21 protein-coding genes and 1 pseudogene are annotated in these 17,819 nt (G+C 68.2%); 4 read left to right on the plus strand and 18 right to left on the minus strand.

What is annotated here, in order from left to right:
* From J1M37_RS06975 to J1M37_RS06985, 3 genes are all read left to right on the plus strand, one after another.
* The coding region (locus J1M37_RS06975) for a hypothetical protein (protein ID WP_206452375.1) at positions 1–213 on the plus strand (213 nt) is incomplete at its 5' end.
* Between the two features lie 171 nt (positions 214–384).
* Entirely contained in the window at positions 385–1,167 is a 783-nt protein-coding gene (locus tag J1M37_RS06980; RefSeq protein WP_002857216.1) for a ParA family protein, read from the plus strand.
* On the plus strand, positions 1,164–1,460 hold the full coding sequence (locus tag J1M37_RS06985) for a hypothetical protein (RefSeq protein ID WP_036334967.1): 297 nt from the start codon (positions 1,164–1,166) through the stop codon (positions 1,458–1,460). The genes J1M37_RS06980 and J1M37_RS06985 overlap by 4 nt, the downstream gene beginning before the upstream one ends.
* 275 nt (positions 1,461–1,735) lie before the next feature.
* Here J1M37_RS06985 and J1M37_RS06990 read toward each other — a convergent pair whose 3' ends face one another.
* The 9 genes from J1M37_RS06990 to J1M37_RS07030 form a co-directional block, all read right to left on the minus strand.
* A complete protein-coding gene (locus tag J1M37_RS06990) occupies positions 1,736–2,554 on the minus strand; it encodes an AAA family ATPase (protein ID WP_370450140.1) in 819 nt (272 codons plus the stop codon).
* Positions 2,555–2,927: 373 nt separating this feature from the next.
* On the minus strand, positions 2,928–3,257 hold the full coding sequence (locus tag J1M37_RS06995) for a DMT family transporter (protein ID WP_020628217.1): 330 nt from the start codon (positions 3,255–3,257) through the stop codon (positions 2,928–2,930).
* Entirely contained in the window at positions 3,257–3,601 is a 345-nt protein-coding gene (locus tag J1M37_RS07000; protein WP_031943843.1) for a DMT family transporter, read from the minus strand. The genes J1M37_RS06995 and J1M37_RS07000 overlap by 1 nt, the downstream gene beginning before the upstream one ends.
* A complete protein-coding gene (locus J1M37_RS07005; RefSeq protein WP_002857203.1) occupies positions 3,598–4,128 on the minus strand; it encodes a TetR/AcrR family transcriptional regulator in 531 nt (176 codons plus the stop codon). The genes J1M37_RS07000 and J1M37_RS07005 overlap by 4 nt, the downstream gene beginning before the upstream one ends.
* 191 nt (positions 4,129–4,319) lie before the next feature.
* A complete protein-coding gene (locus J1M37_RS07010) occupies positions 4,320–5,132 on the minus strand; it encodes an AAA family ATPase (protein WP_002857202.1) in 813 nt (270 codons plus the stop codon).
* On the minus strand, positions 5,129–6,523 hold the full coding sequence (locus tag J1M37_RS07015) for a Mu transposase C-terminal domain-containing protein (protein WP_002857201.1): 1,395 nt from the start codon (positions 6,521–6,523) through the stop codon (positions 5,129–5,131). Before J1M37_RS07015 ends, J1M37_RS07010 begins: the two co-directional genes overlap by 4 nt.
* A 6-nt stretch (positions 6,524–6,529) precedes the next feature.
* Complete coding sequence (locus J1M37_RS07020; protein ID WP_002857200.1) at positions 6,530–7,132, minus strand: recombinase family protein; 603 nt, start codon at positions 7,130–7,132, stop codon at positions 6,530–6,532.
* Positions 7,133–7,272: 140 nt separating this feature from the next.
* Complete coding sequence (locus J1M37_RS07025; protein WP_002854173.1) at positions 7,273–7,857, minus strand: uracil-DNA glycosylase family protein; 585 nt, start codon at positions 7,855–7,857, stop codon at positions 7,273–7,275.
* Positions 7,854–9,011 (minus strand): TDT family transporter, encoded by a 1,158-nt coding sequence (locus J1M37_RS07030; protein ID WP_002854171.1) that lies wholly within the window; start codon positions 9,009–9,011, stop codon positions 7,854–7,856. The genes J1M37_RS07025 and J1M37_RS07030 overlap by 4 nt, the downstream gene beginning before the upstream one ends.
* A gap of 70 nt (positions 9,012–9,081) precedes the next feature.
* Here J1M37_RS07030 and J1M37_RS07035 point away from each other — a divergent pair, with 70 nt between their 5' ends.
* On the plus strand, positions 9,082–10,008 hold the full coding sequence (locus J1M37_RS07035; RefSeq protein ID WP_002854169.1) for a LysR family transcriptional regulator: 927 nt from the start codon (positions 9,082–9,084) through the stop codon (positions 10,006–10,008).
* On the opposite strand, the gene eno is transcribed toward J1M37_RS07035, so the two are convergent.
* The 9 genes and pseudogenes from eno to J1M37_RS07080 all read right to left on the minus strand — a co-directional run.
* The gene (gene eno / locus J1M37_RS07040) at positions 9,993–11,327 is read right to left on the minus strand and encodes a phosphopyruvate hydratase (RefSeq protein WP_002854168.1); all 1,335 of its coding nucleotides are present in this window, start codon (positions 11,325–11,327) and stop codon (positions 9,993–9,995) included. The two genes, J1M37_RS07035 and eno, sit on opposite strands and share 16 nt — an antisense overlap.
* A 142-nt stretch (positions 11,328–11,469) precedes the next feature.
* A complete protein-coding gene (locus tag J1M37_RS07045; RefSeq protein WP_002854167.1) occupies positions 11,470–11,955 on the minus strand; it encodes an inorganic diphosphatase in 486 nt (161 codons plus the stop codon).
* A gap of 47 nt (positions 11,956–12,002) precedes the next feature.
* Complete coding sequence (locus J1M37_RS07050; protein ID WP_002854166.1) at positions 12,003–12,374, minus strand: fluoride efflux transporter FluC; 372 nt, start codon at positions 12,372–12,374, stop codon at positions 12,003–12,005.
* A complete protein-coding gene (locus J1M37_RS07055; protein WP_020625841.1) occupies positions 12,371–12,850 on the minus strand; it encodes a fluoride efflux transporter FluC in 480 nt (159 codons plus the stop codon). The genes J1M37_RS07050 and J1M37_RS07055 overlap by 4 nt, the downstream gene beginning before the upstream one ends.
* 20 nt (positions 12,851–12,870) lie before the next feature.
* Entirely contained in the window at positions 12,871–13,608 is a 738-nt protein-coding gene (locus J1M37_RS07060) for a 2,3-bisphosphoglycerate-dependent phosphoglycerate mutase (RefSeq protein WP_063718739.1), read from the minus strand.
* A 5-nt stretch (positions 13,609–13,613) separates the two neighbouring features.
* On the minus strand, positions 13,614–14,120 hold the full coding sequence (locus J1M37_RS07065) for a universal stress protein (RefSeq protein WP_002854163.1): 507 nt from the start codon (positions 14,118–14,120) through the stop codon (positions 13,614–13,616).
* A gap of 485 nt (positions 14,121–14,605) precedes the next feature.
* On the minus strand, positions 14,606–16,153 hold the full coding sequence (locus J1M37_RS07070) for a SulP family inorganic anion transporter (RefSeq protein WP_002857214.1): 1,548 nt from the start codon (positions 16,151–16,153) through the stop codon (positions 14,606–14,608).
* Positions 16,154–16,267: 114 nt separating this feature from the next.
* Positions 16,268–16,732, minus strand: coding sequence for a MerR family transcriptional regulator (locus J1M37_RS07075; protein WP_011117104.1), 465 nt, complete (start codon positions 16,730–16,732; stop codon positions 16,268–16,270).
* Positions 16,733–17,518: 786 nt separating this feature from the next.
* Positions 17,519–17,819: pseudogene (locus J1M37_RS07080) on the minus strand (transposase); the annotation flags it as partial.

Here is a 17,819-nt window from a genome sequence, read left to right on the forward strand (position 1 = left end):
CCCACCGATGACCCCGCACCCACCGATGACCCCGCACCCACCGATGACCCGGCCTACACCGTGACCCGGCCCGGTGAGTTCGGGGAGGTCGCAGCAGCGAACTGGAGCGGCAAGCTCTCCGACGCCGACTACGCGGACCTCTACGACCTTCTGCACGCAGACGACCAGCTGAACTCGATCGGGTCGATCAACTTCCCCGGTCAGTGCACCTAATGGGCGGCTCTGAAGGCTTCGGTAGTTCCGTGAGGACTCTTTCCACTCTTGGTTAGTGCGAGTGGGCACCAAGAAAAACTTGCTAGCAAGCTAGCTATCTAACTTGCGCGCTAGCAAGTCAGCACGCTTTCATGCTTGCTTACTAGTAAGCAAGCATGAAAGCATGCGTGCATGCATACCTTGATGGTCTACTCCGAGGCCGGCGGTGTCGCCAAGACGACGACGGCCGTTTCCCTGGCCATGTCCTGGGCTGAGCAGGGCCGACAGGTGGTCTTGATCGATCTGGATCCTCGTGCGGCTGCCACGAAATGGGTGGACGTGGAACCTACCGAGCCTGGCCTGCATATCGGCGCGGTGATTGGCAACCCCGACCCCACCGGCTGGATCCAGGATCTTGCCGTGCCCTCCGGCTGGCACGAGAACCTTCGCGTGGTCCCCTCTGACCGGTCCTTGTCTCACCAGGAAGCCGACCGCGCGGACCACGCCCATCTGCGTCTGCGCATGGCCTTGTCCGGTCTGCAGGCTGATCTGGTGGTCATCGACTGTCCCAACCGTCAGGGCGGGCCGCTGACCCAGAACGCGTTCACCGCCTCAGACGGGGTGATCTACGCCGCCCGCCCCACCTCGGACGGTTGCGACGGGGTGCACGGGGCCCGCCAGAGCGTGGCCGCGTTCAAACAGTCCATGGCCCTGCTGGGAGCTGCAGACCGGCTCACCGAGGTGGGCATCGTCGTCTCGGACTACCGAGACCACATCACCCCCAAGGACCAGACCGTCGCCGTCGAGGAGCTGCGCGAGACCGGGCTGCTGCTCACCCCCCTGGTGCCGGCCCGCTCCATCGTCCCCAAGGCACGTCTGGCCTGCGACTGGCTGGGCCGCTACGAGAAGGGCGAACCCGTCGCCACCGCCTACGCCGACCTGGCCGGCCTCATCTTCGAAAGGATCACCGCATGAACGAGAAGCAGTCCGAACCCGACCTGAGCCTGCGAGCACAGCGCCGCAAGCCCAGCCCGGCCCCCCAGACCCCGGCTCCCGGAGCGGTGATCCCCGCAGAGCCGGCAACAGCCTCGGACCCGGCCGGCGGGTATGTGCCCCTAGCCCGGCGTGGGGCACCGACCGTGGCGCTGAACGTGCGGGTGCCCGAAGCGATCCGCGACGCGGTGCGTCGAGAAGCGGCCATGAACCCGGCAACGCCCAGCCAGGCAGCGGTCATCGAGGCTCTGGTCCGCGCGCACCTGATGCACTGACCGGTGCGCCAGGTCGAGGGGTCTGAGCTGATCCTTCAGGCCATCAGAGATACCTGCCCCTCCAGGGCTGAGGACCCCTGTGCGTCCTGGGTGCCGGCCTCGTGTTCCCTGCGCAACGTGGGCAGGCTGAAAGGCGTCTGCCACAAACCCTGCTGGGGCCGGTGTTGTGGCGAACTGACTGGGGCCAGTCTTCGGCCGTCTGGCAGGCGAGTTGTGGAGACTGCCTGTGAGCAGCTTCGCTCTGTGTCGCGGTTTTCGCTGCGTTCCGTGTCGGGTTAGGTGGTGCCGATGACGAGGGTGCTGCGGGCGGCTTCGACGACGTCGTTGGTGATGACGTCGAGCTCGTTGATCTTCAGGACACGTTGAATCTGTGGGAGGAGACGTTCGAGGAGACGGAAGTTGCCGCGGGTGATGCGTTCGACGGCGGCGATGGCTTGCGCGTCAGTGAAGTCGTCGGGGTCGAGGGTCTTGCCGAGCTTGCGCCATTGACGTTCGAGGACGAACAGCAGCTCGTCGTGGCCGAGGGGGCGGTACTGGTGGGCGAACCCGAGTCGGCTGTAGAGCTGTGGGTAGTGAGTGAACTGCTTCTCGATGCCGGGCATGCCGATCAGGATCATCGCGATGCCTGTTCGGTCGTACTGGTCGCGGAGCCACTCGATGGCGTTGCCGGTGAGGCGTTCGGACTCATCGATGATGATCAGCTCGAGCAGTGACGGGTTGGGGCCGTGCGCGTGGTCGACGTGGCCGCCGTGGAGGACGAGGTGTTCCTCGATGCAGCGTTCGGTGCGGATCATGTCGTGCCGGAGGTCCTCTTGCAGGGCGCGCATCGTCGCGGAGACCTCGGGCGTGTAGAAGACGGTCCGGGCGCGGTGGGCCGCGGCATAGATCTTGGTGACGTTCACCTCGTCGGGCGTCGGTTCGTGGTTTGTGAGCTCGTTCCCGGTGCCGGCGCGGCCGGCCCACCAGGTGTTCGAGAGAATCTGGCCCGGGTTAAGAACCGGGATGGGGCGTTCGTAGCGCTTGACGAGGTAGGGCGCGAGGAGCCGGTCGGAGTCGTCGGGGATGACTATGGGCGGATTAAAGGTGACGGTGATGTCTCGCGCGGGGGTCGGTCCGAGGTTGGTGATGATGAAGTCGATGGAGGAGTCGCTATCGACCGCGGGGCGGAACTCGGCGGCGATCATCGGCTGGGATCGGGCTTTGCTGTCCAGGGCGGCGGAGATGAGCGCGATGATCGCGACGAGCGCGGCGACAACGCCGGCGACGGCGCCGATCGCGCTGCCGTACTCGTTGATCCAGGTCCAGGCCTCGAGCACGCTCATCCGGGTCATGAGGTGAGCGTAGCTGCGAGGCGGAACTGGCTAGAGAGACGGGGCGCGTCGTCTGGACATCGTGCCGCCGCAGGCTCTGAGGCGCCGGCGGCCGCGGATCGCGCCTGAGATGGATCGGCGGCCACCGGCGCGGGGGTCAGTGCGCGGCTCCGAGCTCGATCATGAGCACCCCGACGATGATCAGGCCGATACCGGCCGCCATCACCTTGGTCAGCGGTTCCTTGAAGAGGATGCGGCTGAGGACCGCGGTGAGCGCGACACCGGACGCGGCCCAGATGCCGTAGGCGACTCCGAGGGCCAGGCCCTCCACGAGGGCCATGGTGATGCCGAAGAACGCGATGCCGTAGCCGCCGAGGACGGCGAGCAGCCACAGGCCCTTCTTCTTGGAGCCGGAGGTCGCCATGCGCAGCGAGAGGGCGCCGGCGACCTCGAAGATGATCGCGATGATGAGGAACAGGTAGGCCATCAGACGGTCCCTTCACGCTTCTTCGTCGCGGCCTGCGAGCCGAGCTCGACGCACAGGACCCCGCCGATGACGACGGCGATGCCGAGGGTCATCAGCGCGGTCAGCGGCTCTCCGAAGATGACTGCGGAGAGGATCGCGGTCAGGGCCACTCCGGCGGCTCCCCAGATGCCGTACCCGACGCCGAGGGGCATGCCCTGCTTGAGCGCGCCGGCCAGGAGCGTGAACGCTCCGATGTAGCCGACCGCGACGAGCGCGAAGAATCCGGGGGCGTCGACGGCAGCTTTCAGTGACAGGGAGCCTGTCACCTCGAGCGCGATCGCCCCGGCGAGGAACACCCACTTCATTTCTGTACTCCTTCATCGATCAGTCGTTGGGCGATGCCGCGCACGAGTGCACGCTGCTCACCGGTCATGCTCAGAAGTCCGAGCGCCTGGTCGGTCCAGGCGCCGTCAGCGATCAGACGCGCCGACTGCAACGCGGCTTTCTGGCCAGCGTCGCCGGGTGCGTCCTCCCCGAACCAGGGCCGCAGGCGCTCCCGCCACTGGGCGGCGAGAGTGTCGCGCAGCTTCACATCCGCGAGCAGCGCGAGATCGCCCCCGTCGAAATCGGAGAGCACCTCGAAGTCCACATACGCGCGCAGCCGCTCGACCGGATCGGTGACCTCCCCGATCGTCGCGGCGAGCTGTCCCTCCCAGAGGTCCATCACCCGATTGACGACGCCGACCATCAGCGCCTCCTTCGAGGAGAAGTGATGCACCACCCCCGCCTTACTCATGCCTGCTTCGGAGGCGACGGAATCGATCGTCACCACGCCACCGCGCCGCAGCACGGCGATCGCATCATCGAGCAGCTGCTCGGTCGTCTTTGCCATGCCCCGAGAGTACCGACCAAACGTTTGGTCGGTCAAGTGACATAGCGCTATGGGTAGCAGGCGTCCCGTAAGGGGATCGCTTACCGGCACACACAGATACGACGCCGAGCGCCGCGAAAATCCGCGGCGCCGAGTGTCCCGTGTGAGCAGCTTCGCTCTGTGTCGCGGTTTTCGCTGCGTTCCGTGTCGGGTTAGGTGGTGCCGATGACGAGGGTGCTGCGGGCGGCTTCGACGACGTCGTTGGTGATGACGTCGAGCTCGTTGATCTTCAGGACACGTTGAATCTGTGGGAGGAGACGTTCGAGGAGACGGAAGTTGCCGCGGGTGATGCGTTCGACGGCGGCGATGGCTTGCGCGTCAGTGAAGTCGTCGGGGTCGAGGGTCTTGCCGAGCTTGCGCCATTGACGTTCGAGGACGAACAGCAGCTCGTCGTGGCCGAGGGGGCGGTACTGGTGGGCGAACCCGAGTCGGCTGTAGAGCTGTGGGTAGTGAGTGAACTGCTTCTCGATGCCGGGCATGCCGATCAGGATCATCGCGATGCCTGTTCGGTCGTACTGGTCGCGGAGCCACTCGATGGCGTTGCCGGTGAGGCGTTCGGACTCATCGATGATGATCAGCTCGAGCAGTGACGGGTTGGGGCCGTGCGCGTGGTCGACGTGGCCGCCGTGGAGGACGAGGTGTTCCTCGATGCAGCGTTCGGTGCGGATCATGTCGTGCCGGAGGTCCTCTTGCAGGGCGCGCATCGTCGCGGAGACCTCGGGCGTGTAGAAGACGGTCCGGGCGCGGTGGGCCGCGGCATAGATCTTGGTGTCGTCTTCACTGCGTGCGGCCCACCTGGCGATGAACGGGCCGATGCTGTCCCAGTGCGCGTAGCGGCGCGCTGAGAGGGTCTTGCCGACGCCGGCGGGCCCGAAGCAGACGCCGATGGTGTTCTGCTTCCGGACCGCGTCGGCAAACTCTGCGAACCGGCGGTGCTCCTTGGTGACGATGAACTGGCTCGTCATGACCGGTCCTCCTCGTAGGTCTTCAGTCGCGGCCGATCCGTCTCGACGGCTGCCGGTGTGGTGGTGTCGTCGAGTTTGGGATTGACGATCGCGATGCGTTCGTGGATCTGCCCGCGTAAAGCCCGGCGGTGAGCGTTCCTGGCGGCTTGGATCTGCTTGAGGCTGATCGTCTCGGTCTGGTGCTCGGTGCTGATCGCGGTGCAGAGGAACACGTCGCGGTGGAAGACGCGGATCTCGGTGACGTCGCGTGGGTCGTACCGGACACTCACGGTGCTACCGACGAACGGCGCGAGAGTGGCCGCGGTGTAGCGGAGGCCCTCGAAGTGGATGCCATCGCGCTGCACGACCCGCGTCGTGGGGACGGTGAGCAGGAACCCGTCGAGCTGTTCAAGGGACTCCGGGAGCCGTGGCAGCCACCCGTCTGCAATCCACGCGTGCAGTGGGCTCGTCCGGAGCTCGCGGTGGGTGCGGGCGTTGTAGCTGCGGATGAACGTGCTGATGGCACTGTCGACGCCGCCGAGATCCAGCGCCGGCGTCGGCGCCGAGGATCCGGCTGCGAAATGGCCGGGGAGCGTTGGGAGCAGTTCGGTGTTGATCGTGCCGAAGAACCGCTCGATCTTCCCGCGCCCCTGGGGCCGGGCGACCTGCGAGTGGATGATGCGGAGGTGCAGCACAGCGGCGGTGTCGCCGAGACGATGGCTGGTGAAGTCGGACCCGTGGTCCGTGTAGAGCACGTCCGGGATCCCGCAGACGGGCCAGTCCGGTTCCGGCTTGTGCCAGATCGCTTGGCGCAGCGCGAGCGCGGTGTTCGCCGCTGACGGGGCACCGAGGAACACCATGTACCCGCAGATCGCGCGGGAGTAGTCGTCGAGGATCACCGTCAACCACGGCCGTGCGGGCTTGCCGTTGGGCCCGACGATGAGCAGGTCAAGCATCGTGTGGTCCGCCTGCCAGATCGCGTTCGGGCGGTCCGCGCGACGTCGGAGCAGCAGCTCGTGTTTGTCACGGTATGACGCTGGCCCCTCGAGTGCGAGCGTCACCATTCCGGGATCGAGCCCGTTCACGATCGACCGCACGGCGGAGTACGACGGCGACGGCAGTCCCCGTTCAGCGCAGTGGACGCCAACCTGACGGTGAATGGTGGCGATCGACGGCCGCGGCTTGGTGAGCGCAAGCCCTTCGACCAGGCGGACGAGTTCCGGTGCTGTGCGTCGGACGCCATGGTCGGCGCGAGCGTCGTCGGCGAGGGCGGCGTATCCGCCTGTCCGGTAGCGGGCGAGCCAGCGTTGCAGGGTGCGCTCGGTGACGCCCGTGCTGCGGGCCAGAGTGGCAAGCGGGATTGCGTCCTCGACGTGCAGTCGAAGGATTCGCCACCGCTCGCTCGCGTCCATGACCGGCTACATCGTCGGTGAGGGCTTTGCGCGTCGGCGGGCGACGGGTTCGGCGTGCTTCGCGAGCGTCCGGTAGATGGTGGTGCGGCTGACGCCGAGGACATCGCCGATCTGCGCGACGGTCATGTCCTGCTGTTCGTAGAGCCGGCGTGCGGTGCGCACCTGGTCCGCGGAGAGCCGAGATGGTCGGCCGCCGGTTCTGCCGCGGGCTCGGGCGGCGGCGAGGCCGGCGTTGGTGCGTTCCTTGATGAGGTCCCGTTCGAACTCCGCCAGCGCAGCGAAGACGTGGAACACAAGCCGGCCACCGGGTGAGGTGGTGTCAATGGTCTCCTGCAGCGACCGGAACCCGATGCCGCGTTCGGCGAGTGCGTGCAGCTGGTCGATGAGGTGCCGGATGGATCGACCGAGCCGGTCGAGTCGCCAGACGACGAGAGTGTCGCCGGGGCGGAGCTGGTCGAGGAGCTTGTCGAGCTCGGGCCGGTGTTGCAGCGACCCGGACATGGTGTCGACGAACACGCGGTAGCAGCCGGCGGCGCCCAGCGCGTCGATCTGTAGCGACGCGTCCTGGTCGGTGGTGGACACGCGCGCGTACCCGAGGAGGTGACCCATGGAGAGAACGTAGCGAAACTCGACCAGGAGGGGTAGTGGCGGCACGTAGATTCCGGGATTGGGTTCCGTTACAAGACACGCCGCCTCACACGCTGCCGAACCGTCGGCACGGGCAGTTGTAGCGGAGTCGTTCGTATTTGCTACAGCCGGTGAGTCAGCGCCGCGAGCCGGAGCGCTTGGACGGAACGTCGTTGTTGTTCCGCGCGATGGCGGCCGTTGGCCGGAGAGGGGTGTGGTGCCGCGATGACGGGTACGAGTCGGGGGTGCTCGTCCAGGGTGAGGTGCCGCATGACTCCGTTGAGGGCGGCGGTACCGTACGTGACGATGGCATCGAGCACGGGGAGCACCTTGAGCAGAGTTTCGAGGGCGTGTCGCCCCTCGTCGATGTCCACAGGTCGGACGCGGCCGAGAATCTCCCACGGGATGAGGTTCCAGCGGAGGTAGTCGTTGCGTGCGAGTCCGGACTCGATGCGGGCTGCGCGGAACGCGGCCGCGGTCGGGCCCGGGTTGTCCTCGCTGCAGATCGCCGTGTGCGCTGCGGCGATCGTCTGGGGGCCGGGCGACTGCATGAGGACCAGGACGCGGCTGGATGTGCCGCCGGATCTCGGGTCGAAGTTCGGGACGAACCGCCGTGAACCGTCGGGTGCGGTGCGCCATGCCTCGGCGAGGGCGTTCAGGGATCGAACGTCCGCGACCTCGTCCGCGAGTTCGTCGGGGGTGCTCATGCCGGCTGTGGTGGTGCGAGGAGTGTGCCGCGGATGACGGAGCCGTGGAAGGTGCGGACGGCAACGGTGATCCACGCGGCGACGAGGCCCACGTAGTAGACGACTGCGAGGACGGCGACGACGGTGAGTCCGGAGTGCAGGGCCAGGCCGTTCAGGCCGGTGACGCAGGTGCCGACGGGGAACGTGAATGACCACCAGGTCAGGCTGAACAGCAGGTGTTCGCGGGCGGTGCGGATGGTGATGGCGAGGGCGATGACGGTCCACAGCAGCGCGAAGCCGAGCATCGCGAACCCGTACACCAGCGCCACGACCAGCAGTGCGTGGGCGGTCGACGCGTCGACGACGGCGGGGGCGTTCGATGCGAGGAGGTTTACCGCGGTGATGGACTGTCCGACCGGTCCGAGGACGATCCACAGGGTCGGCACCATACCGGCGGCACCGACCTTGTGTTGCGCGAGACGGTTCCAGATCAGCGTAATGACGACCAGGGACGTGATGAGGCTGAGGCCGAAGAAGCCGTAGCAGGACCACAGCAGGGTCTCCCGTGCCTGCCCGGCGGGGGCATACGGCAGGAGGAGCGCACCGGTCGAGGCGGACACCATCGGCGGGACGATCGGCATCAGCCAGCCGCCGAACGCGGATTCGGGCGTGTTCTCGTGGCGGGTGAACGCCAGGTACGGCACCAGGACCGCGGTGAGCAGGCCGCCGATGGTGCCGATGGTCCAGAGGACCCAGTCGACGGTGACGGCGGCGGGGAGGCCGATCCAGTCCTTGCCGAGGAGGATCGTGCCGGCGCCGACGGTGAGGAACGCCATGGGCGGTGCGCCGTAGAAGTGGGAAATCACCGGGTTGAGGTGGTGCTTCGCTGCGGTGCTCCGGTAGCGGACCCAGTGCAGGACCGTCGCGATGGTGAGGGCGACGAGCAGGACCGCCGCGATCGCCCAGACGACCGTCGCCGCCGTGCGCAGACCGGGGAACTGCAGCGGTAACGACGCGGCCGCGACGGCGACGATCCCGGTCCCCATGATCGACGCGAACCAGTTCGGGGTCAGGTTCGACACGATCAGGCCGGGCCGCTCCAGCTCCCGGAACAGCCGCCGGTCGCGCACACCGTGCTCAGAGGCTGCGGGTGCGTGGGCGAGGTGAGCGGACATGCACCCATCGTGCGCGTGTGCCCCGTGGTTCGGGAACGGCGGACTCGTTGGCAGGGCACAATGGTTGCTTGTGGCACTGCGGCGGTTGACGGACCGGATCCTGGACCTCGACACCCTCGAGGTCCTCGTCCGCGTCGCGGAGACCGGGTCGTTGACCCGCGCGGCCGAGGTGTTGGGGGTGACACAGCAGGCGGTGTCTGCGCGCTTGCGTGCCGCGGAGCAGGCGACCGGTCAGCCGCTGGCGCACCGGACGGCATCCGGGACCGCGCTGACCGACGCCGGCCGGGTGGTGCTCGGTCTCGCCGTCCCGGTGTTGGAGGCCTCCCGGCGGCTTGAAGCAGGCGTCGCCGCGCTGCGGGAACCGGCGGGATCCCTCGTGATCGCAGCGTCGCAGACGATCGCCGAACTCCTGCTGCCCGGATGGCTGCTCACCCACCGTGCTGCCACGCCGGATGCGTCGGTGCGTTTGATCGCGGGGAACTCCGCCGACGTGACCGACCTCGTCCGTTCCGGCGCTGCCGACGTCGGGTTCACGGAGACTCCTGCTGCGCCGATTGGCCTCTCATCGTTGGTGGTCGATGAGGACGAACTCGTGGTCGTCGTCGCCCCGCACCATCCTTGGGCAAGCGCTTCGGCCATCACCTCGGATGACCTCGCGGAGACACCCCTGCTGCTCCGTGAGGAAGGGTCCGGCACCCGCTCCACGGTCGAAGCGTGGCTCGACGACGCGGGTCTGACCCTGGTCCCGCCGGCTGCAGTGCTGGAAACGACTGGCATCATCCGCGCCAACGCTCGAGCGGGCATCGCGCCCGCGGTGATGAGTCTCCGCACCGTCGACACTGACCTCGAAGACGGTGCCCTCGTCCGGGCGCTACTGCTCGGCCCGCCACTGATCCGGCCGCTGCGAGCGATCTGGTCAGGCCGCCCGGGGCCCGCTGTGACGGCGTTCCTGGACACTGCTCGCAGCTCGAGTACCGGTGGTCAGATCAGTCCGTAGGGCAGCTCCGGGTGCTGCTCGGCGATCTCGGTGAGCCGGTTGTACTTCGCGACGCGTTCCCCGCGGCCGGGTGCGCCGGACTTGATCTGCCCGGTGCCGGTCCCGACAACGAGGTCCGCGATGAACGTGTCCGTGGTCTCCCCAGAACGGTGGGAGACCATGCTGGCCATCCCGATGCTCTTGGCGGTGGCGATCGCGCCGAGGGTCTGGGAGACGGTCCCGATCTGGTTCGGCTTGATCAGTGCCGCGTTCGTCAGCTGCTGCTCGCCGCCGTCGCGGATCCGCTGTGGGTCGGTGACGTAGAGGTCGTCGCCGACGATCTGGATCCGGTCGCCGAGCGCCGCTTGCATGCGGCGGAACCCCTCATGGTCGTCTTCCGCGAACGCGTCTTCGATGCTCCGGATCGGATACGTGTCGATGAGGTGCCGGTAGTAGTCGACCAGCCCGTCCCGGTCGAGGCTGTCGTTGAGCACCCGGTAGGAGCCGTCGCCCTGGGAGAACTCGTTCGCGGCCGGATCGAGCGCGATCGCCACCTGATCGACGCCCGGCTCGTAGCCGGCGGTACGGATCGCGTCGACGAGCAGGTCGAGCGCTTCCTCGGGCGCAGCGATCGACGGTGCGAAACCGCCCTCGTCGCCGAGGCCGAGGCTGCCGAACCGGTCCCGAACCAGCGCCGCGAGAGCGTGGTACACGTCTGCGCCGATTCGGACGGCGTCTGCCATCGAGCCTGCGTTGACGGGAGCGATCATGAACTCCTGGAAGTCCAGCTCGTTCGCTGCGTGCGCGCCGCCGTTGAGGACGTTGAAGTGCGGGACCGGCATCCGCGGCGTCGAGCCGGTGATCTCAGCGATCCACTGCCAGAGCGGGAGGTCCGCGGCATGGGCGAGGGCCCTGGATGCGGCGATCGAGGTGGCGACAACGCTGTTCGCGCCGAGCCGGCGGTACCCGGTGGTGCCGTCGAGTTCGGCAAGGGCGGCGTCGATCTGCCCGATCGCCGACCACGACCGGCCGGTGAGGAGCCCTGAGATGTCGGTGTCGATCAGGTGGAGCGCCTGGGTGACGTCGCGGCCGCCGAACGCGGAACCGCCGTCGCGGAGCTCGACGGCTTCGTGGGCGCCGGTGGATGCGCCCGCGGGGGCGTCCCCGGTGACGGTGCGGCCGTCGTCGAGCTCGAGGGACACGCGGACGGTCGGGTAGCCGCGGGAGTCGAGGATGCGGGCGCCGTGGACGGCGTCGATGGTGACGGGGTGGTCGTGGTGGGTGACGTACTCACCCTGATGGGCTCCGTGGTGGTGGATGCCGCTGATGTAGTCGTTCATGGTGACGCTCCTTCGGTTCGGTTCGGGTCATGCGTCGAGCTGGTCTGTGGTTGGAAGGGGAAGCCGCGGGGAGGCGGAGGGACGACCTGCTGGCGATCACTCAGCGCCAGTGCCTCCCCGCGGCAGTCTGTGGACCCGTGGGTCACGGGTGTCGGGTGTGGGCGTTCTGTGCGGTGCGGATGACGGCTTCGGCAGCAGCACGGTCGGCCCACCCGTTGGTGGTGACGTGCTTGCCGTGCTCGATCTCCTTGTAGTGGGCGAAGAAGTGCTCGATCTCCGCCAGCGTGTGTTCCGGCACATCGGTGATGTCCCGCAGCTGCGCGAAGCGGTCGTCGCCAGCGGGAACGGTGAGGATCTTGTCGTCGCCGCCGTTCTCGTCGACCATGCGCAGCATCCCGACCGGCCGGACCGTGATGACGACGCCGGGGAACGTGGGACGGGGCAGGAGCACCAGGGCGTCGAGGGGGTCGCCGTCATCGCCGAGGGTGTTGTCGATGGAGCCGTAGTCCTGGGGGAACACCATGCTGGTGAACACCGCCCGGTCGAGCCGGATCCGGCCGGTGGTGTGGTCGACCTCGTACTTGTTGCCGCTGCCGCGGGGAATCTCGATCGTGACGTCGAACAGCATGGGTACCTCCGGTGCTGGAGCGGGTGGGTGGTCAGTGAGTGGGGTGGTCACAGGGTGCCGCCGAGGAGGATGCCGGCGGTCGCGGCGGCGACGGAGACGACGAGCATTCCGAGACCGTTGATCGCGGCGGCGGTGATCCGTCCGCTGCGGGCGAGGCGGACGGTTTCGAAGCTGGCGGTGCTGAACGTGGTGTAGCCGCCCATCACCCCGGTGCCGAGGACCGCGACCGGCACCGCGCCGAGGTGCGTGGCGGCGCCGACGATGATCCCCAGCAGCAGCGACCCGGTGATGTTGATCGTCAGCGTGCCGACGGGGAGCCGGAACTCCCGGCCGGTGTTGATCAGCCCGTCGAGGAGGAACCGACCGGCAGCGCCGGCACCGCCACCGAGGGCGACGACGACGATGAGGGCGGCGTTCATGCTTCCTCCGTTCGGGGACGGAACCAGCCGGCGACGACGAGACCGCAGGCGGTCGCGATCGCGCCGGATAGGACAGTGAGGAGCGCGTAGCCGGTGCCAGCGAGGCCGTGGCCGTCGAGGAACAGGGCGGCGGTGGACTCGGCGAGGGTGCTGTAGGTGGTGAACCCGCCGAGGACCCCTGTCCCGAGGAGCAGCCGCAGCACCCTCCGGCGACCGGCATCGGGCCCACGGTGCGCGAGCGCTTCCAACAGCACACCGAGGGCCAGCGCCCCGGTGATGTTGATCCAGAAGATCGACCAACTCACCCCGCCATCGGCAGGGAGCACGCTACTGATGACGTCGCGGAGGGCAGTACCGCCGGCCCCACCGACGGCGACGAGGCCGACGTACCGCCACCGCAGATGCACCGGCCGCATGGTCGTTGCCGGGTCGGAGACGTCGACGTCCGGGTCGGGAGGGAGCTGGTCGTCGGGCATCGGGGTGTCCGTTCGGGTGGTCATGTTCCGCCTTCTGCCGCGACCAGCGCCGCGGCGTGCTGTGCTGCTACCGGATCCAGGAACGCCCCACCCCGCGGGACGAGAGCACCCGTCGGGGCGAGGTGGTACTGCACGGGTTGCCCGGTCGGCAGGTTGAGCTGCTCGAGCTCCGGGTCGGTGAGGTCGTCGATGCATGCGCAGAGTGCGCGGAGCGAGTTCCCGTGCGCGACGACGAGGACGCTCCGCCCTGACCGCACCATCGGCAGGAGCCGGTCGTGCAAGACGGGGCGGACCCGCTTGATGACGTCCGAGAGTGCCTCGGTGCGTCGGAGGGCGCCGTCGGGCAGGCCGCGCAGCGCGGAGCTCGACCGCAGTTCCTCCCACAGGTGCAGCGACATCGGTGGCGGTGTGCCGGTACGGGACCTGCGGAGCCGCACGTACTCGTCGTCACCGAGCATCCGACGGGCGTCGGTCTTCGTCATCCCGGTCAGGGCACCGTAGTTGCGTTCGTTGAGCTGCCACACCGCTTCCGTGGGCAGCTGTGTCCCGAGGGCGTCGCAGACCAGTTCGGCGGTGCGGACGGCACGGCGCAATGTGGAGGTGACCACGACGTCCGGCGTGATGTGGTTCGACCGGAGGAGCTGTCCGGCTGCGGATGCTTGCCGTTCGCCGCGGTGCGTGAGCGGGACGTCGAGGAGCCCGGTGAAGGTGCCGGCTTCGTTCGCGGTGCTCTCCCCATGCCGCAGGAGCGTCAGCATGCCCGTCACGGGGCTTCCGACGGGAGGAGGACGGTGGCGCCGACCGGGTCGTGCGGGACGACCAGTATCGGCCGGTGCTGCTGATGCGTCAGGTGCGCGGCGACGGACCCGGTGAGCAGTTCCGCTATCCGGCGTCGGCCAGCCTGGGATCCGACGACGATCATCACCGCGTCACGTTCCTCAGCCACCGCAGCGAGTGCGTGACTCGGGTCCCCGACGCGGGAGACGAAGTCCACGTCGACCGATCGCGCCGCAGCAAGATCTCTGATGACCCGCATGTCTTCGTCGGGGAGCTGCTGCGGGTCGCTGTCCGCCGTGTCCGGGTCGATCGGTTCGATGATCTCCGACCCGTCCGCACGCACCCCCGCTGACAGCAGCGCCGGATCGACGACCACACACACCAGGCGGGCGCTGAAGCGTTCAGCGACGGCAGCCGCGACACCGACGACGTCGTGCCCCTGCCCGGACTGCACACCGACCACGACAACACCGGCAGTGTTCGACTCGACCATGACATCTCCCTACCTCAGGCGCACAGAAGCGCAACCAGCTGAGATAGGGACTGTTGTCGACGAGTGTCGAGGTTGGGTCCGGCAAGCCCCACTGCCGGGTCCGAAGACACCACCAGTATGCACCCACCACCCCATGCCCGCACCGACGATCTTCCGCACCTCGAGAACCGGTCCGCTTCGTGACGCGGGACGACAGGGAGAGAAGCTTGAAGGACGACACAGAGCGAAGCTGTTCACAACTGCCGGAGGCGTCTGGGAGCCACGCCATAAACGACCGAATCTGCCGCCCTCGTCTCACACGCGCCGAGGCGGCGACAACCACGCGCGATCCTCAGCAGACGCCGGTGCCATTGCGCCAGCGGTCCTGACTGGGCGTGTGGGCGGGGGTCAAATGGAGGCAGGCCCGGTGCTGTTCAGTGCCCGTGATTCATGGGCACCCCTGACCCCGAGGCATCGAGCAGGGTCAGGGGTGCGCGAACCCTGTCTCAGTGGCCCCCGCCGAGGCGGCCGGACATCCGAGCGCGCATCGCCCGGCTGGCCACGTTGAGACCGGTGATCTCCACCGTCGCCCCGTGCCGCCGGTACTTCTCCTCGACGGCGTCCAGCGCCGCGATCGTGGAGGCGTCCCACAGGTGCGCCTGGCTGAAGTCGATCACCACGCGCGCGGGGTCGCCCGCGTAGTCGAACTGCGTGTAGAGGTCGTTGGAGGAGGCGAAGAACAGCTCGCCCTGCACGCGGTAGCGCGCGACGGCGTCGCGCCCCTGCCCCTCGAGGGTGCGGGTGACGGTGGCCAAGTGCGAGACCCGCTGGGCGAACATGACCATGGCCGCGAGCACGCCCAGGCCCACGCCGATCGCGAGGTTGTGGGTGAGGACGGTGGCCGCCACGGTCACGAGCATCACGGCGGTTTCGGACTTGGGCATGAAGGCCAGCGTGGACGGCCGGATCGAGTGCCAGTCGAAGGTGGCCAGGGACACGAAGATCATCACGGCCACGAGCGCGGCCATGGGCACAAGCGCCACCACGTCACCCAGCGTGACGGACAGGATCAGCACGAACACGCCCGCCATGAAGGTGGAGATCCGGGTGCGGGCCCCGGAGGCCTTCACGTTGATCATGGTCTGGCCGACCATGGCACAGCCGCCCATGCCCCCGAACAGCCCCGAGACCACGTTCGCGACGCCCTGGCCCCAGGACTCGCGGGTCTTGGAGGAGTGGGTGTCTGTGATGTCGTCCACGAGCTTGGCGGTCATGAGGGACTCGAGCAGGCCGACGACGGCCATGCCGAGCGCGTATGGGAACAGCAGCTGCAGCGTCTCCAGCGTGAACGGCACATCCGGCACCAGCAGGGCGGGCAGAGAGTCCGGCAGACGGCCCTTGTCCCCCACCGTGGGCACGTCCGCGCCGGCCAGCAGCACGATCACGGTGACGACGACGATCGCTACGAGCGGGGCCGGGACGGCCGTGGTGACGCGCGGCAGCAGCAGGATGATCGCAAGGCCGAGGGCGGTCAGCGGGTACACCAGCCACGGCACGCCCATCAGGTCCGGCAGCTGCGAGGTGAAGATCAGGATGGCCAGGGCATTGACGAAGCCCACCATCACCGAGCGCGGGACGAACCGCATGAGCTTCGCGACGCCGAGCAGCCCCAGGACCACCTGCAACCCTCCGGCCAGGATCACCGCGGCGATCAAGTGGTCGAGTCCATGGGAGGCCACCAAGGGCGCGACGACGAGGGCCGTCGCGGCCGTGGCCGCCGAGACCATGGCCGGCCGTCCACCCACGAACGCGATGGTCATGGCCATGGTGGCCGCGGCGAACAGGCCCACCTGCGGGTCGACACCCGCGATGAGCGCGAAGGCGATGGCCTCGGGGATCAGGGCCAGCGCGACGACGAGGCCGGCGAGGACCTCGGTCTTGAGGCGGCCGGGTGAGCGGAGGGTCAGGCGGACGGACTGCAGCTGCTCGGGCGAGGGTTCGCGCGAGTTTGGCGGGGCCGCCACGCGGGCGGAGGCAGTGGAGGCAGGTGTCATGAGAGGAACCCTACTCTTACGTGAGGGTAGGTTTGGCGCGGATTGTCGGATGCATGGCGGAGATCACCGCGGATGCCGAGTGCGTGCGCTGGCCAGCGGACCGGGGCGGGTGGGTCAGTCCCCGAGCGCCTCGAGCTCGGCCAGCAGCTCGTCCGCCTGGCGCAGCTTCCGGGCGAGTGTGGCCCGCCCCTTCCGCGCCCGCTCCAGGTACGCCGCGATGTCCTCCCGCGGCGCCTCGGCAGCCGGCCCCTCGAGAACCTCGAGCAGGAGGGCGGTCTCCTCGAGACTGAAGCCGAGCGGGGTGATGCGCATGACGCGCAGCAGGCGGGTCACGTCGTCCTCGGTGTAGAGCCGGAATCCGCCCTCGCTGCGCGCGGATGGCGGAACGAGGCCGACGTCGTCATAGTGGCGGATGGAACGCAGGGACAGGCCGGTGCGCCCGGCCACCTCGCCGATCTTCATGGCGTGGCCGGGCATTGCCGCCTCGGAGTCGGCAACCATGGGTATCCCCTTTGGCTGGTTCGTGGATGTGGTTGAGCGCAGCATGAAGCTCTTGCTGAACTGGATGAATACGACCACCTGAGCCTACTGGGGTGGCGCAGGCAGGGACCATCCTCTCCAGGGGTGCGGGCAGGAGGCACCGGCTTCCTTCGCGTGCCCCATGGGCGGTCCGCGTTCGAGCAGAGGAAGCCGGCACGGCCAGGGAGGCTGCCGAATGCCGAAGGTGGTGCCCGCTCACCGTGCGCAAAGCCACCCGCCCGCCTGAGCGTCTGGCTCCCCTTCGCCTGGGGATGATGCGTCCACTCGGGTATGCCAGAAGCGACCCCCTGTCCCTCAGGGGATGGTGGGGGCGTTGTCCTGGTGTGAGGGCGAGGTCCTGATCCTTCAGAGGCGGCATGGCGGTCCGTCGTGCGGGGGTCAGATCAGCGGTGCGGCGCTCACGGACAGGTTGGTGCCCACACCCGTGGCGTTGAGGTAGACGACGGTGGTGCCGTAGCCGGAGACCGTGATGGACCGGTAGAGGGAGATGGCCGTGACGGCGGTCGAGCTGGCGCCCGTGGACCCGGCGACGCTGTAGGGGGACTGCCCCGTGGTGCCGCAGGCCTCAGTGCGGTCCAGGCCGAGCCGGCAGGTACCGTCGGTGCGTCCTACGGATCCGTTGGCCGGGACGGCGAGGCCGTTGGTCGCGTTGTAGGTCTTCCCGTTGTTCAAGGCGATCCGGGAGGTGCCGCCGTTGCTGGTGGAGGAGACGGATCCGGTGCGCACCCCGCAGGCCGCGGCCTCGTCGCTGAGGCGGAAGTCGAAATCGAGGGCCACCTGCTTGTTGGACAGCCTGCCGAGCGTCTCGTTGGTGATGCGCAGGTAGGGCATGTCTGACAATCGTTTTGACCATGCGAGCACAGCATTCAGGACCAGAGCGGCCCTGTAGATGATCGCGTACTTGTCATACCGGGTCGCCAGACCCCGCCACTGCTTCAGGTGAGCGTACTGACGCTCGATGACGTTGCGGCCCTTGTAGGCGTCCGCGTCGAGGCTGACGGGGCGCCCGCCGCGGGCACCGCGCCGTCTGCGGTGGCCCTGCTGGTCGGCCGGTTCGGGGATGACCGCTTTGATCCCACGGGCACGTAGGTGGGTGCGGATCGCCCGGGAGGAGTACGCCTTATCG

Source organism: Micrococcus sp. KRD012 (assembly GCF_017168555.1).
Taxonomy (GTDB): Bacteria; Actinomycetota; Actinomycetes; order Actinomycetales; family Micrococcaceae; genus Micrococcus; species Micrococcus luteus.

Excerpts from the sequence above, each read along its gene's own strand:
- J1M37_RS07060 (WP_063718739.1), bottom strand. The coding sequence starts at position 13,608 with ATGCTGACGCTCCTGCGGCATGGGGAGAGCACCGCGAACGAAGCCGGC.
- J1M37_RS06980 (WP_002857216.1), top strand. The coding sequence starts at position 385 with ATGCATACCTTGATGGTCTACTCCGAGGCCGGCGGTGTCGCCAAGACG.
- J1M37_RS07045 (WP_002854167.1), bottom strand. The coding sequence starts at position 11,955 with ATGCTGTTCGACGTCACGATCGAGATTCCCCGCGGCAGCGGCAACAAG.
- J1M37_RS07030 (WP_002854171.1), bottom strand. The coding sequence starts at position 9,011 with ATGTCCGCTCACCTCGCCCACGCACCCGCAGCCTCTGAGCACGGTGTG.
- J1M37_RS07070 (WP_002857214.1), bottom strand. The coding sequence starts at position 16,153 with ATGACACCTGCCTCCACTGCCTCCGCCCGCGTGGCGGCCCCGCCAAAC.
- J1M37_RS07005 (WP_002857203.1), bottom strand. The coding sequence starts at position 4,128 with ATGGCAAAGACGACCGAGCAGCTGCTCGATGATGCGATCGCCGTGCTG.
- J1M37_RS07020 (WP_002857200.1), bottom strand. The coding sequence starts at position 7,132 with ATGGGTCACCTCCTCGGGTACGCGCGCGTGTCCACCACCGACCAGGAC.
- J1M37_RS07025 (WP_002854173.1), bottom strand. The coding sequence starts at position 7,857 with ATGAGCACCCCCGACGAACTCGCGGACGAGGTCGCGGACGTTCGATCC.
- J1M37_RS07055 (WP_020625841.1), bottom strand. The coding sequence starts at position 12,850 with ATGCCCGACGACCAGCTCCCTCCCGACCCGGACGTCGACGTCTCCGAC.
- J1M37_RS07015 (WP_002857201.1), bottom strand. The coding sequence starts at position 6,523 with ATGGACGCGAGCGAGCGGTGGCGAATCCTTCGACTGCACGTCGAGGAC.
- J1M37_RS06995 (WP_020628217.1), bottom strand. The coding sequence starts at position 3,257 with ATGGCCTACCTGTTCCTCATCATCGCGATCATCTTCGAGGTCGCCGGC.
- J1M37_RS07010 (WP_002857202.1), bottom strand. The coding sequence starts at position 5,132 with ATGACGAGCCAGTTCATCGTCACCAAGGAGCACCGCCGGTTCGCAGAG.
- J1M37_RS06985 (WP_036334967.1), top strand. The coding sequence starts at position 1,164 with ATGAACGAGAAGCAGTCCGAACCCGACCTGAGCCTGCGAGCACAGCGC.
- eno (WP_002854168.1), bottom strand. The coding sequence starts at position 11,327 with ATGAACGACTACATCAGCGGCATCCACCACCACGGAGCCCATCAGGGT.
- J1M37_RS07000 (WP_031943843.1), bottom strand. The coding sequence starts at position 3,601 with ATGAAGTGGGTGTTCCTCGCCGGGGCGATCGCGCTCGAGGTGACAGGC.
- J1M37_RS07050 (WP_002854166.1), bottom strand. The coding sequence starts at position 12,374 with ATGAACGCCGCCCTCATCGTCGTCGTCGCCCTCGGTGGCGGTGCCGGC.
- J1M37_RS07065 (WP_002854163.1), bottom strand. The coding sequence starts at position 14,120 with ATGGTCGAGTCGAACACTGCCGGTGTTGTCGTGGTCGGTGTGCAGTCC.